Source organism: Streptosporangium carneum (assembly GCF_027922005.1).
Classification (GTDB): Bacteria; Actinomycetota; Actinomycetes; order Streptosporangiales; family Streptosporangiaceae; genus Streptosporangium; species Streptosporangium carneum.
Genome location: NZ_BSEV01000001.1, coordinates 248903 through 262820 on the forward strand (window position 1 = coordinate 248903; position 13918 = coordinate 262820).

The 13918-nt window shown below is 70.9% G+C and carries 15 protein-coding genes; 9 read left to right on the top strand and 6 right to left on the bottom strand.

What is annotated here, in order from left to right; genetic code table 11:
* The first annotated feature begins 3 nt into the window (after positions 1 to 3).
* Positions 4 to 396 carry an RrF2 family transcriptional regulator gene (locus PKF00_RS01115; protein ID WP_271215416.1) on the top strand — a complete coding sequence of 131 codons (393 nt, stop codon included), beginning with the start codon at positions 4 to 6 and terminating at the stop codon, positions 394 to 396.
* Here PKF00_RS01115 and PKF00_RS01120 read toward each other — a convergent pair.
* A complete protein-coding gene (locus tag PKF00_RS01120) occupies positions 374 to 898 on the bottom strand; it encodes a DUF2867 domain-containing protein (RefSeq protein WP_271215417.1) in 525 nt (174 codons plus the stop codon). The genes PKF00_RS01115 and PKF00_RS01120 overlap by 23 nt on opposite strands.
* Positions 895 to 1443, bottom strand: a complete 549-nt coding sequence (locus PKF00_RS01125) for a TetR/AcrR family transcriptional regulator (protein WP_271215418.1) — start codon at positions 1441 to 1443, stop codon at positions 895 to 897. Before PKF00_RS01125 ends, PKF00_RS01120 begins: the two co-directional genes overlap by 4 nt.
* Before the next feature lie 52 nt (positions 1444 to 1495).
* Here PKF00_RS01125 and PKF00_RS01130 point away from each other — a divergent pair, with 52 nt between their 5' ends.
* The 3 genes from PKF00_RS01130 (at position 1496) to PKF00_RS01140 (ending at position 3904) form a co-directional block, all read left to right on the top strand.
* On the top strand, positions 1496 to 2323 hold the full coding sequence (locus PKF00_RS01130; RefSeq protein ID WP_271215419.1) for a potassium channel family protein: 828 nt from the start codon (positions 1496 to 1498) through the stop codon (positions 2321 to 2323).
* Positions 2324 to 2493: 170 nt separating this feature from the next.
* Positions 2494 to 3456: an ATP-binding protein gene (locus PKF00_RS01135; protein WP_271215420.1), complete on the top strand. Its 963-nt coding sequence runs from the start codon at positions 2494 to 2496 to the stop codon at positions 3454 to 3456.
* Between the two features lie 61 nt (positions 3457 to 3517).
* A complete protein-coding gene (locus tag PKF00_RS01140; protein WP_271215421.1) occupies positions 3518 to 3904 on the top strand; it encodes an SCO5389 family protein in 387 nt (128 codons plus the stop codon).
* Positions 3905 to 3925: 21 nt separating this feature from the next.
* Here the strand turns inward: PKF00_RS01140 and PKF00_RS01145 are convergent, their stop codons facing one another.
* The gene (locus PKF00_RS01145) at positions 3926 to 4924 is read right to left on the bottom strand and encodes an LLM class flavin-dependent oxidoreductase (RefSeq protein ID WP_271215422.1); all 999 of its coding nucleotides are present in this window, start codon (positions 4922 to 4924) and stop codon (positions 3926 to 3928) included.
* Positions 4925 to 5132: 208 nt separating this feature from the next.
* Between PKF00_RS01145 and PKF00_RS01150 the strand changes: the two genes are divergently transcribed.
* Positions 5133 to 5426, top strand: coding sequence for a nucleotidyltransferase family protein (locus tag PKF00_RS01150; RefSeq protein ID WP_271215423.1), 294 nt, complete (start codon positions 5133 to 5135; stop codon positions 5424 to 5426).
* A complete protein-coding gene (locus PKF00_RS01155; RefSeq protein ID WP_271215424.1) occupies positions 5398 to 5802 on the top strand; it encodes a HepT-like ribonuclease domain-containing protein in 405 nt (134 codons plus the stop codon). Before PKF00_RS01150 ends, PKF00_RS01155 begins: the two co-directional genes overlap by 29 nt.
* A 5-nt stretch (positions 5803 to 5807) precedes the next feature.
* Here PKF00_RS01155 and rnhB read toward each other — a convergent pair whose 3' ends face one another.
* Positions 5808 to 6476 (bottom strand): ribonuclease HII, encoded by a 669-nt coding sequence (gene rnhB, locus PKF00_RS01160; protein ID WP_271215425.1) that lies wholly within the window; start codon positions 6474 to 6476, stop codon positions 5808 to 5810.
* A 9-nt stretch (positions 6477 to 6485) separates the two neighbouring features.
* The gene (locus PKF00_RS01165; protein WP_271215426.1) at positions 6486 to 7421 is read right to left on the bottom strand and encodes a LysR family transcriptional regulator; all 936 of its coding nucleotides are present in this window, start codon (positions 7419 to 7421) and stop codon (positions 6486 to 6488) included.
* Between the two features lie 97 nt (positions 7422 to 7518).
* Between PKF00_RS01165 and PKF00_RS01170 the strand changes: the two genes are divergently transcribed.
* Positions 7519 to 8799, top strand: a complete 1281-nt coding sequence (locus PKF00_RS01170) for a pyridoxal phosphate-dependent aminotransferase (RefSeq protein WP_271215427.1) — start codon at positions 7519 to 7521, stop codon at positions 8797 to 8799.
* Positions 8800 to 8985: 186 nt separating this feature from the next.
* Positions 8986 to 9630, top strand: a complete 645-nt coding sequence (locus PKF00_RS01175) for a GNAT family N-acetyltransferase (RefSeq protein ID WP_271215428.1) — start codon at positions 8986 to 8988, stop codon at positions 9628 to 9630.
* 165 nt (positions 9631 to 9795) lie between these two features.
* Here the strand turns inward: PKF00_RS01175 and PKF00_RS01180 are convergent, their stop codons facing one another.
* On the bottom strand, positions 9796 to 10290 hold the full coding sequence (locus PKF00_RS01180; protein ID WP_271215429.1) for a hypothetical protein: 495 nt from the start codon (positions 10288 to 10290) through the stop codon (positions 9796 to 9798).
* Between the two features lie 304 nt (positions 10291 to 10594).
* Here PKF00_RS01180 and PKF00_RS01185 point away from each other — a divergent pair, with 304 nt between their 5' ends.
* Positions 10595 to 13609 carry an AfsR/SARP family transcriptional regulator gene (locus PKF00_RS01185; protein ID WP_271215430.1) on the top strand — a complete coding sequence of 1005 codons (3015 nt, stop codon included), beginning with the start codon at positions 10595 to 10597 and terminating at the stop codon, positions 13607 to 13609.
* Positions 13610 to 13918 lie beyond the last annotated feature (309 nt).

Sequence of the window (13918 nt, forward strand, 5' to 3'; positions counted from 1 at the left end):
GACATGCGGATCTCCGCCAGAACCCAGTACGCACTGCGGGCCGTCACCGAGCTGGCCGCCGCGCCTCCCGGACCCGTGCCCGCGGAGAAGATCGCCGTAGCCCAGAACATTCCCAGAAGGTTCCTGGACAACATCCTGCTGCAACTGCGGCGGGCCGGGATCATCCACAGCCAGCGCGGCCCCGACGGGGGCTACTGGCTGGCCCGGCCCGCCGAGGAGATCACCCTGGCCGACGTGATCATGGTCGTCGAGGGCAATCCCGAGCACTCCCAGCGCGTCGACTACCCAGGGGTCGCCAGGCCCCTGGCCGACGTGTGGAGCGCGTTGCGCGAGCACGAGGAGACGCTGCTCAGCGAGATCACCTTCGCCCACATCATGAAGGACGCGCTCCCCTGACGGCGGCCCTCGCCATGCCGCCGACCACCAGGTGATGGAAGGGCCGGATCACGTTGAAGTAGACCGGCCCCGTCCAGCGGTTGTACTTCACGATCGTGGCGACGTGGAAGCGCCCCGGCTCGGCCACGACCGCGAGATGGGCGGTGAGGTGCGACTCGGTGACGCCCGCCACGAAGTAGTGGTCCTCCTCCGCGTCGGCCACGGTGAAGAACATCATGCTGTCGCCGGGGGTGAAGGAGACGTCCTCGGGACGGATGACCCTCGCCGACGGGATCCCCTCCTGCCGCATGCCGAGCAGGCGCACGAACACGGCGCGCACCCGGTAGAGGAAACGCACCCAGCCCGGCTCCCACGAGGCGAGCCCGCAGAGGAACTCCCTGAGGGTGAGGTCGCCCTCGACGGTCTTGACGTCGACGTGGTCCGCGCCCTCGGCCAGGGCACGCAGCCGCGGCAGGCCGGCGGTCAGGGGGTGGAGCGGGGACGCCTGTCCGGTTCTTGTCATGGTCGCTCCCGGGTGGAGGGGTAGGGCCGCAGGGCCAGGTCGTAGACCTCGCGGAGTTCCTTGACGGTCAGCGCGGGGACCAGGTGGCCCGCGCCGATCAGGACCAGGTAGAGCAGCAACGCCATGTTCCGCGGCTCCTGTCCGCCGCGCTGCTCCCACAGGGCGCTCAGGTAGTCGATCCTGCGCCGGTCGACCCGCTCCTGCACGGCACGGGCCAGATCGTCCTGCTGGGCCCAGGCCCGCACCGCGACCTCCAGGGCCGGGGAGTCGCCGGAACCCGCGACCAGGTCGAGCAGTCGTTCCAGCCTGACCGTCGCCGGAGCGGGCGCGGCGGACTCGACGGCCTCGATGAACTCCGTGGTGAACCGTCTCTCGAAGTGCTCGAGCAGCGCGGCCCGGTAGGCGGGCATCCCCCTGAAGTGGTGGTAGAAGGACCCCTTGGTCAGTCCGAGCCGCTCGCACAGCAGCTCGATGGTCAGTGCTGGGACGCCCTGGACCGCCAGGATCGCGAGCCCCTCGTCCAGCCAGTCCTGCTCCGTCGCCATGCCTACACCATGCCATACGGTTTGGTATGTCGTCAGGGTGGGGCGGGAAGGGGTGGGCGATGACGTTCCGTACGATGATGGTTACGGACGGACGTCGAGCGAGGGGGAGTCCCCGACGAAACGCACAGCGCCCCACCAGCGGCACGCCTCCTCACGCCTTGAGCGCTGGGAGCGCGGGAGCGAGATCCCGCTCATCCTCGCCTCCCTGACCTTCCTGGCCGTCTTCGCGACGCTGGTGCTGGCTCCGGGCATGCCCCGCCCGCTGCGGACGGCGGGCTGGGCGATCATGCTGGGCATCTGGGCGCTGTTCGCCGTCGACGTCGCCGTACGGCTCGCGCTCGCCCCCGACCGCCGGGCGTTCCTGCGCCACAACTGGCTGGCGCTGGTGATCCTGGCCGTGCCGACGCTCTGCCCGCTGCGGGCGGTCGGCATGCTCAGCAGGGCGTCGATCCGGCACCGGCGGCGCATGCTGGAGTTCCACGCGCAGGTCGCGGCCTACGGCGGCCTCACCGCCCTGCTGTTCGGGCTCACCTCCGCCCTCGCCGTGCTCCACGTCGAACGCGACGCGCCGGACGCGACCATCAGAACCTTCGGCGACGCCGTGTGGTGGGCGGTCAGCACGATCGCCACCGTCGGCTACGGCGACACCTATCCGGTCACCGGGAGGGGCAGGTGGATCGGCGGCGTCCTCATGCTCGGCGGGGTCGGCCTGCTGGGCGTGGTCACGGCCTCCTTCGCCTCCTGGTTCACCTCCCGCTTCGAGGACCTGCGGGAGGAGGACCTCCACGGGAGGCCCCCCGCCGAAGGGGCCGGGGGCGGACAGGCCCGGAACCGGAAGGCCTCGGACGAGGGAACCCCGGACCGGGAAACCCCGGCCTGACCGTCCCCACCGGCCCGGAAAGCACCGATATCAGCCGCACCGACGCCCGACTCCCCGCGCCCACGCTGTGCTTTCCCTGCCCATAGCGGCGTTGGAGCCCCGGGGATCGTGGCATGATTATCACTCCCAGGACCTTGCAATGATTTTCATAATCAGATTGGATCGTCGTCGTGAGGGTGGCATTCGTCGGTAAGGGCGGCAGCGGCAAGACGACTCTGTCGGCGCTGTTCGCCAGATACGTCGCGAGCCAGGGGGCGCCGGTCGTCGCGATCGACGCCGACATCAACCAGCACCTGGGCATGGCGCTGGGCATGGACGAGGCCGAGCTGCCCCTGCCGATGGGCGCACACCTGACCGAGATCAAGGAGTACCTCCGCGGCGGCAACCCGCGCATCTCCTCGGCCGCGGCGATGGTCAAGACCACGCCGCCGGGACGGGGCTCGCGGCTGCTGCGGCTGGCCGAGGCCGACCCGATCCACACCCGCTTCGCGGCGCCCACCCCGCACGGGCCGCGGCTGATGGTCACCGGCCCGTTCGACGAGGACGACCTGGGGGTGGCCTGTTACCACTCCAAGGTCGGCGCGGTGGAGCTGTATCTCAACCATCTGCTGGACGAGGCGGGGGAGTACGTGGTGGTGGACATGACCGCCGGCGCCGACTCCTTCGCCTCGGGCCTGTTCACCCGGTTCGATCTGACGTTCCTGGTGGCCGAGCCGACCCGGCAGGGGGTGGGCGTCTACCGCCAGTACCGCGACTACGCGGCCGACTACGAGGTGCCGGTGGCGGTGGTGGGCAACAAGGTGCACGGTGAGGGCGACGTGGCGTTCCTGCGTGAGCAGGTGGGCGATGACCTGCTGGTGTGCCTGGAGCACTCGGCGGCGGTGCGGGCGATGGAGCAGGGGCGGCCGTTCGCGCTGGCGGATCTGGAGCCGGCCAACGTCAGGGCGCTGCGGGTGTTGCTGGCGCATCTGAACGGTCAGCGCAAGGACTGGGCGCGGTTCGGCCGTCAGGCGGCGCAGTTCCATCTGCGCAACGCCGAGGCGTGGGCCAACCGGGCCACCGGCGAGGACCTGGCCGCCCAGATCGACCCCGACTTCGTCTTCGGGCCCACGCGAGTGTTCCTCTCGCGCTAGATGGAGGCAAAACGGGCCCGCCTTAATGTCTGTAAATCCCCTTCTGAGAGGAGAAGGCAGCATGTCGCTGACCGTCCCGAACGAGCTTCTCGACCAGGCGAAGGCAGGTGAGGTGGACGACGCGGCATTCGTCGCCTGCGTTCGCGACTCCCTGCCCTACGCCTGGTCGCTGATCAGCGACCTGGTGCAGCAGCGTGACCGCACCGGTGCCGAGTTCACCGACAACACCGTTCCCCCGCCGGACGAGAGCGCCCGCGGCCAGCTCCTGCGCTGCCTCGCCAGCGACGCCATGCGCGGCGCGCTGGAGCGTCACTTCGGGGTGAAGCTGGCCTTCCAGAACTGCCACCGGGTCGCGGTCTTCGACCCGTCCGCCGTCAAGGCCCACGCCGAGTTCGTCACCGCCAGGTCCCAGATCCTCAACCAGCAGCCCGAGCTCGTCGACTGCTAGGGCCTGTTCTGTGGATCCCGCCTACGCCGCGGACCGTCCGGGCGGCGGGACCTGACGGACCCGGGGCAGCACCTCCGCCCCGAGCCGCCTGATGTTGTCGAGGGTGCGGGCCTGCAGGCCCGCACCCTCGACCATGAGGATCAGGTGACGCAGTCCCGTGCCGGCGACGGTCCGCTCTATCCTCTCCACGCACAGGTCGGCCGAGCCGACCGGATGCGTCCGGCAGAGGAAGTCCACATACTCGGCGACGTCGCGCCGCGGTCCCCGGCGCCCGTCGACCGGCACGTACCCCGCCAGGCCCGGCCCCAGCCATCCCGGCATGGCCGCCCTCAGCTCGGCCACGGCCCGCTCCGTCGAGTCGGCCACGTGTCCCACGGCCGCCGCCACGTGACCGGGATCCTCCGGGCCGTAGGACCGCAGCAGTCCGGCCCGCGCCTCGTCGTCGGCGTGCATGCCCAGCAGCATCGGCAGGCCCCGCTCGGCGGCCAGCGCCACGCTCCCCGGCGAGGTGCACGCCACGACCGGCCTGAGCCTGACGGCCGGGACCATCGGCACCTCCCTGAACCGGAAGAACTCCCCGTCCGCGGAGACGGTGTCCTGCCCGAGGGCCGCGCACAGCAGGTCGAGCGACTCGCGGAAGCCCCGCTCGAACCGGGCCAGCCCGGTCCCGAAGACCTCGAGCTCCAACCAGGGCCCGCCCCGCCCGACCCCGAGCGCGAACCGCCCCCCGGACACCTGGTCGAGGATCGCCGCCTGCTCGGCCAGCTCGACCGGGTGCCGCGCCGACAGCACGCTCACCGCCGTCCCCACCCGGATCCTGCTCGTACGGCCCAGCGCCACCCCGGCCAGCGTCACCGCCGACGGGCACACGCCGTACGACATGAAGTGGTGCTCGGCGATCCAGGCGTCGTCGAACCCCGCCTCCTCCGCCGCCACGACCGCCTCGACCGTGTCCCGCAACACCTGACCCGGCTCACGCCCGGGAAATCCCGCCGCCACGAGAAAGACACCGATACGCATGGTGCCTACCTTGAATCAGCGCGAACGAACAGGAAAGCCCCGATCTCCATTTCCACCGCCCTCCACGAGCGGACAGGCCGCGACGCAGATGATCACTTCATTTTGACGAGCGGATACATGATTCGTCCGAGGCCGAAAGGGGACGTCAAGTCGCCCGCCGAATGTCGGGGCGCGTGGCACGATGGAGAGGCAGACGAAGGAGGCGAGGATGGACTTCGGCGCACTGGAAGCACAGCTCGGCGCGCTCTGCCGACGGTTCGGAGTCAGCGAGCTCGCCGTCTTCGGATCCGTCGCCCGGGGAGAGGAGCGACCCGACAGCGACGTGGACCTGCTGTACGTCCGCGCCGAGGGCGCCCCGCTCGGCCTGCTGGAGATCGCAACCCTGCAGGGGGAGCTGGAAACTCTCTTCGGCCGTCCGGTCGACTTGGTGGCCAAGCACTACCTCAACGAGGCGATCAGGGACGAGGTGCTGCATGACGCCCAAGTCCTCTACGCGGCGTGACGAGCTCTATCTCTCCGACATCGTCAGGTCGGCAAGATCGATCGCGACCTTTCTCAAGGGTGTCGAAGAAGACCAGTGGCTGCGCGACGAGCAGCTGCAGTCGGCCGTGCAGTGGAAGATCATGAACATCGGCGAGGCCGCCAACGGTCTCAGTGAGGCCGCCAGAGCCAGACGCCCGGAGATCCCGTGGCGCGAGATCCGTGGCCTACGGAACATCCTCGCGCACGCGTACTTCTCGGTGGATCTTGGCGCGGTCTGGAGAACTTCCAGAATCGACGTTCCGGTCATGGAAAGGCAGGCTCTGGACCTCCTCTGGCTGATCAACCCCGAGGTCGCGAAACAGTTGGAGACAGACGGCGGTTCGGCGGGTGGGTGAGGGGTCTAGCCGAAGAGGTCGAGTTGGCCCTCGCCTGCCAGGGGGTTGCGGTGTCGCTTGAGGTGGCGCCAGCGGGGCAGGTCGTCGAGGTAGGACCACGACAGACGGTGGTGTTCCGTCGGGCCCAGGGCGGCCAGGGCCTTCTGGTGAACCGGGGAGGGATAGCCCGCGTTGTCGGCGAAGCCGTACTCCTCGAAGCCGAGCGAGGCCATGTGGGCGTCGCGGCGGACCTTGGCGATCACCGAGGCGGCGGCCACGCAGACGCAGGACAGGTCGCCCTTGATCTCGCACCGGACCGGCCACGGCGCTCCGAGGTAGTCGTGCTTGCCGTCGAGGATGACCACGTCCGGCCTGACCGGCAGCTCGGCCAGCGCCCGCCTCGCCGCCCTGCGCAGGGCCTCGGTCATGCCGAGCTCGTCGATCTCCTCGTGTGACGCCTCGCCGTACCCGATGCCGACGGCCCACGCGGTGATCTCGTCGAACATGGCGGCGCGGCGGGCGGGGGTGAGCATCTTGGAGTCGGTCAGGCCCGCCGGCGGCTCGGACAGGTCCGTGACCACCGCGCACACCGCGACAGGACCGGCCCAGGCTCCCCTGCCGACCTCGTCGACTCCGGCGACGATCTTCGATCCGCCCGAGGAGAGCAACCGTTCGAGCGCGTATGAGGGAGGCACGGTCCGACGTTACCGGCCGGCGAGGCGGACGGGGTCGAGGTCGGCTGCGAGGAGGCGGGCGGCGACGTGCACGGCCCGCAGGGTGACGGAGACGGCGGGACGGTGGACGCCGGAGGCCCTGGCGACGGCGTGGACGTCACGGCCGACGGGCGCTCCGGGAAACTCCCGCACCACGATGCCGCGAACTCCCGCGGCCAGGGCCAGGGCGGGGACGGCCGCGATGCCGATGCCCTTGGCGACCAGGCTGAGGATGGTCCCCAGCCCCTCGAACTCCCACGGCACCGGCTGCGCGCCGCCGACCTCGGCCAGCAGGTGGTCGACGGCGAGCCTGGAGGGTTCGCCGTCCGGCGTCGCCATCCACGGCTCGTCGCGCAGCTCGCGCAGGTCGACCGGCTCGTCCAGGGAGGCCAGGCGGTGCCTGCGCGGCACCACGAGCACCAGCGGGTCGTGCAGCAGCGGGAAGACCCGCATCGTCTCCGTCTCACGCACCCTGCCGTACCAGTCGTCGACCAGGGCGATGTCCGCCTCGCCCGAGCGGACCTCCCGCATCCCGCGTCCCGAGCGCTCCTGCCCCATCCGCAGGGTCAGCGCGCTGTGGCGGCGCAGCGACCTGGCCAGCGCGGGCGCGAAGGCCACGGCGGCGGTGGGGAACGCGGTGACGGTGACCCGCCCCGAGAGGGTCCCCTCGTGGGCGGACAGGTCCGACTCCGCGGTCTCGACCATCGACAGGATGCGTTCGGCGTGCTCGACCAGGCGACGCCCCGCGTCGGTCAGCTCCGCGCTGCGGGCGGTCCGGTCGAGCAGCACCGCCCCCGCCTCCCGCTCGAGGGCGGCCAGTTGCTGCGACACCGCGGACGGGCTGTAACCGAGGGAGGAGGCGGTGGCGGCGATGCTTCCCCTGCGGGCGAACTCGCAGATCAACACCAGACGACGAAAATCAAGCATCGGACTTCCTTACGCCCACCCACACCAACCGCAGCTTGTTCCGATGCCTGCAGCCCATCACGCTTGGGAACGTTCCGCAATGATCGAAGGGACATCCATGAACGTGACGCTCTCCGCCACCCTGGCGGCGAACGAGGACATCGAACGAAGACGGCGCGCCGGTGAGCGGGTGTTGCATCTGGCCTTCGGCGAGGCGGGTCTGCCCGTTCATCCGGCGCTGCGCGAGCGGCTGGTGGCCGCATCGGAACACAACGGATACGGCCCGGTCGCCGGAGCCTTCGAGCTGCGCGAGGCCGCGGCCGGATACTGGCGACGGCGCGGCCTGCCGACGGACCCCGAGCTGGTGGTCTGCGGTCCGGGCAGCAAACCCCTGCTGTACGGCCTGCTGCTGGCGGTCGGCGGCGACGTGGTGCTGCCGATGCCGAGCTGGGTCAGCTACGCCGCCCAGGCGGATCTGGTCGGGGCGCGCCCGCTGCTCGTCCCCGCGCCCCCCGGCGAGGGAGGGGTGCCCGATCCCGAGCGCGTCGTCTCCTCGGTCCTGCACGCGCGGTCCAGGGGACGTGACGTCCGCTCGATGCTTCTCACCCTGCCGGACAACCCCACCGGCACGCTGGCCTCCGCGGGAACGATCGGCCGCCTCGTCGAGGTCGCGCGCGACCTCGACCTCACGATCATCTCCGACGAGATCTACCGCGACCTCCTGCACGACCCGGCGGGCGGTTTCCTCAGCCCCGCCGACCTGGCGCCGGAACGCACGGTGATCACCAGCGGGCTCAGCAAGAGCCTGGCTCTGGGCGGCTGGCGGATCGGCGTGGCCAGGCTTCCCTCCGTCGTGCTGCGCGACCGGCTGCTCGCGGTGGCCAGCGAGATCTGGTCCAGCCCGGCGGCCCCCGTCCAGCAGGCGGCGGCGTACGCCTACACCGAGCCCGCCGAGCTCGTCGAGCGGATCGACCGCAGCAGGCGGCTGCACGGCACGGTGGCGCGGGCGGTGTGCGACAGGCTCGTCCGGGCGGGCGCGCGGGTCGACGCCCCCCGAGGCGGTTTCTATCTCTACCCCGACTTCACGGGCCTGCCCTTCGCGACCTCCGCCGAGCTGGCGGCGAGCCTGCTCGACGGGCACGGCGTCGGTGTGCTCCCCGGGCACGCCTTCGGCGACGACCCCAAGAACCTCAGGGTGCGGGTGGCGACCAGCCTGCTGTACGGCGAGACCGCCGAGCGGCGGCTGGCCGCGCTCGAAGCCGCCGACCCCCTCCAACTGCCCTGGATCAGAGCCTCTCTCGACCACCTGAGCGAGGCTCTGAACGGCCTGGGACAGGAGCGTCCCGCACCGGGCGGCAACAGGCATGCCACGGTCGTTCCCGCCCCGGTCACGGGGTGATCGTCAGGGGCGTCCCTTTGTGGAAACTTTACCTCGGCGTCGAGCGCGTCCGGGGTAGCATCTCCATGCTCTGACCTGGGGTTTTACACTCCATGCTGCAGGGCGCTAGGCACTTTCCTGGATGCTCACCAAGATGTCTCGTGTCATTTGGCACCAGGCATGCCCGTCAGCCCCCATCATGTGCTCATGCCCGCTTTTGTCACCCTGTCCGGGCGCTCCGTGCGCCTGGAACCGCTCAGCCTCGCGGTGGTCGACGACCTCGTCGCCGCGGCGAGTGAGGACCGTTCTACTTACGCCTTCACTCGCGTCCCGCAAGGCCGGGAGGAGATGGTCTCCTATGTGGAGGCCACTCTGGCTGAGCAGGCGGAGGGCCGCACGATGCCCTTCGCCATCCGGTGGCTGCACACCGACCGCATCGTCGGTGCCACCCGTCTCATGCACCTGGAGTACTGGCAGGGTCCCATGCCCTGGCCACCGGGCGCGCGTGGAGCGGTGGGCGAGGTCCCGTCCGTGGCGGACATCGGTTACACCTGGCTGGCCGCTTCGGCCCAGGGCACGGGTGTCAACCGGGAGAGCAAGTACCTGATGCTCTCGCTCGCCTTCGAGACCTGGCAGGTCCACCGCATCACGCTCAAGGCTGACGTGCGCAACGCACGCTCCCGGGCCGCCATCGAGGCCCTCGGCGCACACCTGGACGGTGTGCGACGGGCGGAGACCCGAGGCGCCGACGACACGGTCCGAGATACCGCCTACTACTCGATCCTGAGTTGCGAGTGGCCGGTCGTCCGAGAACGGCTCCACACGCGGCTCGGCCTGGTCGAGGCAGCGTAGAGGCGCCCTTCGTCACTTCGATGACTTCATGGAACAAAAGGCCCGCCCGGAGTTCCGAGCGGGCCTGATGTTCGTCTCGCGACCGTTCACCGACGGTCGCGACTTCGGTTTCGACATCTTTGTCGGTGTCAGCGTTTCTTCGGACTCCCCGATCGTCCGCGTCGGCTACTCGTCGTCGTCGCCGCCGTCGACCTCGTAGACGTAGTCCCACCTGCCGCAGTACTTCCGCGCATTGTGGTGGGCGTCCCAGTAGCAGGTCCGGACCTGGACGTTGTCGATGTCGTACCGCTGCAGGTGGAAGGCGCGGTAGCCGTTCGAGCCGCACTGCTTGTAGTCCTTGTAGGACTCGTCGCCGTTCTCGTTCTCGAACTTGATCTGGACGTAGCCGCACAGCCACTTCGGCGAGTACTTGTCGTAGAGCTTGCCCTGGATGTGGACCTCGCCGGGCTCGTCGTCCCACACGTGAACCCGCGCCTTGGCCCTGGAGCCGTCGTAGTACTTGGAGTAGTGGGTGCTCCACTCGTCATAGTCGGCGGAGGAGGAGACGGAGCTCGCGGTCGCGGTGGCGGCCGAGGCGGAGGAGGTCAGGCCCGGGACGCCGACCGCGAGGACGGCGGTCGCCGCGGCGAGACCCAGGAGGCTGCGGAACGTGCGGTTCATGGTGGTTCTCCCTGAGGGTGGGACTCCCTTTTCTTTCGCGGGAGTCATGGCTCATTGATAGAGCGCTCCACCTGCACCCCGCTTACAGCCTCTTTATCGACGCCTGCAGGCGGCTGACACGCCGGGCATGGCCGCCCCCGTATGGGGCCATGCCCGGCCCTCCATAGCATCCTCGTTGTGGTTCAACGCCCGATTGACGATGAATCAACACTCGGGTTAACGAGTGGGCGGTTTCCTTTGGAGGAGGCATCGAAGGACCTATCATGCGGTCATAAAGCTTTCCTTTAGGGCGGAGATCGAGGAAATGGCTGCTCACGGCAGCGAAGAGGGGCTGCGCTTCGCCTTGCTCGGCCCCGTCCAGGCTTGGCGCGACGGCGTCGAGCTCGATCTCGGCACCCCGCTGCAACGGTCCATCCTGACGATGCTGCTGTTGCGGGAGGGCAGGGCGGTGACCCCGGCCGAGATGATCGACGCGGTCTGGGGCGAGGACGCCCCGCCCCGCGCCCTCGGCGCGCTGCGCACCTACGTCTCGCGGCTACGGGCCGTGCTGGAGCCGGGCAGATCCCCTCGCACCCGCCCTGAGCTGCTCACCTCTGTCGGCAGGGGATACGCCCTGCGCCTGAACGACGCCTCCTTCGACCTGACGCTGTTCGAACAGGGCGTGCAGGAGGCCGAGGCCGCCCGGCGCACGGGAGACGGCCACGGAGCCGCGGAGAGCCTGCGCGCGAGCCTGGCGCTGTGGGGCGGCGAGCCGCTGGCCGGGGCCGTCGGCCCCTACGCCGAACACCAGCGCGGCAGGCTCGTCGAGCGCAGGATGAGCGTGCTGGAGACGCTCATGGACCTGGACCTCGAGCTGGGCAGGCACGCCGACGTCGTCTCCGAGCTGGTCGCGCTGACCGCCGACCACCCGCTGCGCGAGCGGCTGCACGCCCAGCTGATGCTCGCCTACTACCGCTGCGGGCGGCAGGCCGACGCGCTGGCGGTCTTCGCCGAGACCCGCACCGCGCTGGTCGACGAGCTCGGCATCGAGCCCGGCCCCGGCCTCACCGCCCTGCACCAGCGCATCCTCAACGGCGATCCCGGCCTCACCGCCGCCACCGCCGCCACCGCCTCGCCGCCGCGGGTCCCCGCCGCCGCCCAGGAGCAGGCGGGAGAGGCAGAGGCCGCCGAGGGGGAGATCCCCGAGCTGCCCCGTCCCGCGCAGTTGCCCGCGGCCGTGAACGACTTCACGGGACGCCGCCAGATCATCGCCAGGCTGCGGACCCTGCTGTCGGCCCACGCGGGCACGGACGGCGTTCCGGTGGCCGCCATCTCGGGCATCGGCGGCGTCGGCAAGACGGCGCTCGCGGTGCATCTCGCGCACACCATGCAGGACCTGTTCCCCGACGGTCAGCTCTACGCCGACCTGCGCGGCTACGGCGACGAGCCGACCGCCCCCGAGTCGGTGCTCGCGGCGTTCCTGCGCGGGCTCGGCCTGCCCCCGGACATCATCCCCGACGGCCTGGCCGAGCGGTCCGCGCTGTTCCGCTCGCTCCTGGCCGACCGGCGGATGCTGGTGCTGCTCGACAACGCCAGGGACGCCGCCCAGGTGGGCCACCTGCTGCCGGGCTCCGCGGGCTGCGCGGCGATCGTGACCAGCCGCCACAAGCTCGCCGACCTGGCCTCGGCCAGGCTGGTCGACCTGGACGTCATGGAGCCCGACGAGGCGCTGAGCCTGTTCGGCACCGTCGCGGGCGCGGAACGGGTGGCCGCGGAACGCGCCGCCGCCATGGACGTGGTCGCCGCCTGCGGCTTCCTGCCGCTCGCCGTGCGGATCGTGGCGGCGCGGCTGGCCGCCAGGCCCTCGTGGACGGTCGCCTCGCTGGTGCCCAGGCTGGCCGACGAGCGCCGCCGCCTCGACGAGATGCGCGTGGGCAACCTCGCGGTCGAGGCGACCTTCGCCCTCGGCTACGGCCAGCTCGCCCCGGCGCAGGCACGGGCGTTCAGGCTGCTCTCCCTGCCCGACGGCCCCGACATCTCGACCGGGGCCGCCGCCGCGCTGCTCGCGCTGAACCCGATGGACACCGAGGACATCCTGGAGTCCCTGGTGGACGCCAGCCTGCTGGAGGCTCCGGCTCCCGGGCGCTACCGCTTCCACGACCTGCTCAGGCTCTTCGCCCGCCGTACCGCGGAGCGCGGGGCGGACTCCGAGGCGGGCGTCCCCGCGCTGCGGCGGCTGCTCGACTTCTACCTGGCGTGCGCGCGCTCGGCGCACCGGCTCGCCTACGAGGGCAGCATGGTCGCCGACCAGCTCTCGGTGACCGGTTCGGGTCACACGTTCGCCTCGGCGGACGAGGCCGTCGCCTGGCTGTCCGCCGAGGCCGAGTCGCTGTTCGCGGCCGTAGCCCAGACGGCCGCGCACTCCGCGGGCGTGCGGGGGGCGGAGGCGCTGCTGCCCGCCGCCGACCTGCTGCTGGCCATGGAGCCGTTGCTGGAGTCGGGCAGCCACGCCCGCGAGTTCGAGCTGCGGACCAGGGAGATGCTCGCCGCGGCCCAGCGGCTCGGCGCGCCCTCCAGCGAGCTGCGCTGCCGCTACGTGCTGGGCAGGGTGCTGTTCGGCGCCAACCGCCTCACGGAGGCGCAGCGGGAGTTCCAGGCCTCGCTGAGCCTGGCCGTAGAAGGCGATCGCATCGTCAGCGGGGAGGCGCTCAACGCGCTGGCCGTGGTGGCCGGCCGCCAGCGCCGCCACCAGGAGGCGCTGGCCCTGTTCGACGCGGCCCGCAGGGCGTTCAGGGAGGTCGGCGCGCCGGGAGGCGAGGCGCTCACGCTCAGCTACTCGGCCAGGGACCACCTGTTCCTCGGCCAGGCCGAGGAGGCGATCGCCGCCGCCGAGCAGGGGCTGGCCATCTTCATCGAGATCGGTTCGAGTGCGGGGACCGCCCGCGCGCGCTACCACCTGGGGATGATGCTGTCGCGGGTCGGGCGTCTCAACGAGGCGGTCCACCACCACGCCGAGTGCCTGGCCTTCTTCCGCGCCAGCAGGCAGCGGGTGTGGGAGCAGCGCGTCTGCTCGCGCCTGGCGGAGACGTTCATCACCGCGGGCCGGTTCGCCGACGCGACCCGTCACGCGGAACAGGCGCTGACGGTGAGCCGCGAGATCGGCCACCCGTACGGCGAGGCCCTGTCGCTGTGGGTGCTAGGCAGAGCGCTCGCCGGGCAGGGCGACGCCCGGCGCAGCCGTGACTGCCTGCAGCGGGCCCACGACGTCTTCGACACGCTCGGCGCGCCCGAGGCCGCCGACCTGCGCGCCCTGCTCGATCGCGACCGCGTCGACAACTGATCCGTATCCGTCGTACAGGTCGTACAGGTCGTCGTCGAGACGTGTCATCCAGAAATGGTTGATCACTGGTATTCCCGTCGTCTGGAACCTTGGATGTCGGACGCGGGGGTGTCCGGCCGGCCGTCGGGCCGCCGGGGACGCGTAGGGGGCCCGGTTATCCGGTGCGTCGCCCGTCGGCCTGCCGCCTCACTGTGACGACCGGCCGGACCCGGCACGACCCCTTACCCCCCGGGCTCGTGCCGTGCCCACGACCAGAGCTTCCCGCCCGGCGCTCAACATCGGATCAACAACCGATCGGTGGCGATATCC

Excerpts from the sequence above, each read along its gene's own strand:
- PKF00_RS01140 (WP_271215421.1), top strand. The coding sequence starts at position 3,518 with ATGTCGCTGACCGTCCCGAACGAGCTTCTCGACCAGGCGAAGGCAGGT.
- PKF00_RS01120 (WP_271215417.1), bottom strand. The coding sequence starts at position 898 with ATGACAAGAACCGGACAGGCGTCCCCGCTCCACCCCCTGACCGCCGGC.
- PKF00_RS01115 (WP_271215416.1), top strand. The coding sequence starts at position 4 with ATGCGGATCTCCGCCAGAACCCAGTACGCACTGCGGGCCGTCACCGAG.
- PKF00_RS01145 (WP_271215422.1), bottom strand. The coding sequence starts at position 4,924 with ATGCGTATCGGTGTCTTTCTCGTGGCGGCGGGATTTCCCGGGCGTGAG.
- PKF00_RS01165 (WP_271215426.1), bottom strand. The coding sequence starts at position 7,421 with ATGCTTGATTTTCGTCGTCTGGTGTTGATCTGCGAGTTCGCCCGCAGG.
- PKF00_RS01170 (WP_271215427.1), top strand. The coding sequence starts at position 7,519 with ATGAACGTGACGCTCTCCGCCACCCTGGCGGCGAACGAGGACATCGAA.
- PKF00_RS01150 (WP_271215423.1), top strand. The coding sequence starts at position 5,133 with ATGGACTTCGGCGCACTGGAAGCACAGCTCGGCGCGCTCTGCCGACGG.
- PKF00_RS01175 (WP_271215428.1), top strand. The coding sequence starts at position 8,986 with ATGCCCGCTTTTGTCACCCTGTCCGGGCGCTCCGTGCGCCTGGAACCG.
- PKF00_RS01155 (WP_271215424.1), top strand. The coding sequence starts at position 5,398 with ATGACGCCCAAGTCCTCTACGCGGCGTGACGAGCTCTATCTCTCCGAC.
- PKF00_RS01180 (WP_271215429.1), bottom strand. The coding sequence starts at position 10,290 with ATGAACCGCACGTTCCGCAGCCTCCTGGGTCTCGCCGCGGCGACCGCC.
- PKF00_RS01185 (WP_271215430.1), top strand. The coding sequence starts at position 10,595 with ATGGCTGCTCACGGCAGCGAAGAGGGGCTGCGCTTCGCCTTGCTCGGC.
- PKF00_RS01125 (WP_271215418.1), bottom strand. The coding sequence starts at position 1,443 with ATGGCGACGGAGCAGGACTGGCTGGACGAGGGGCTCGCGATCCTGGCG.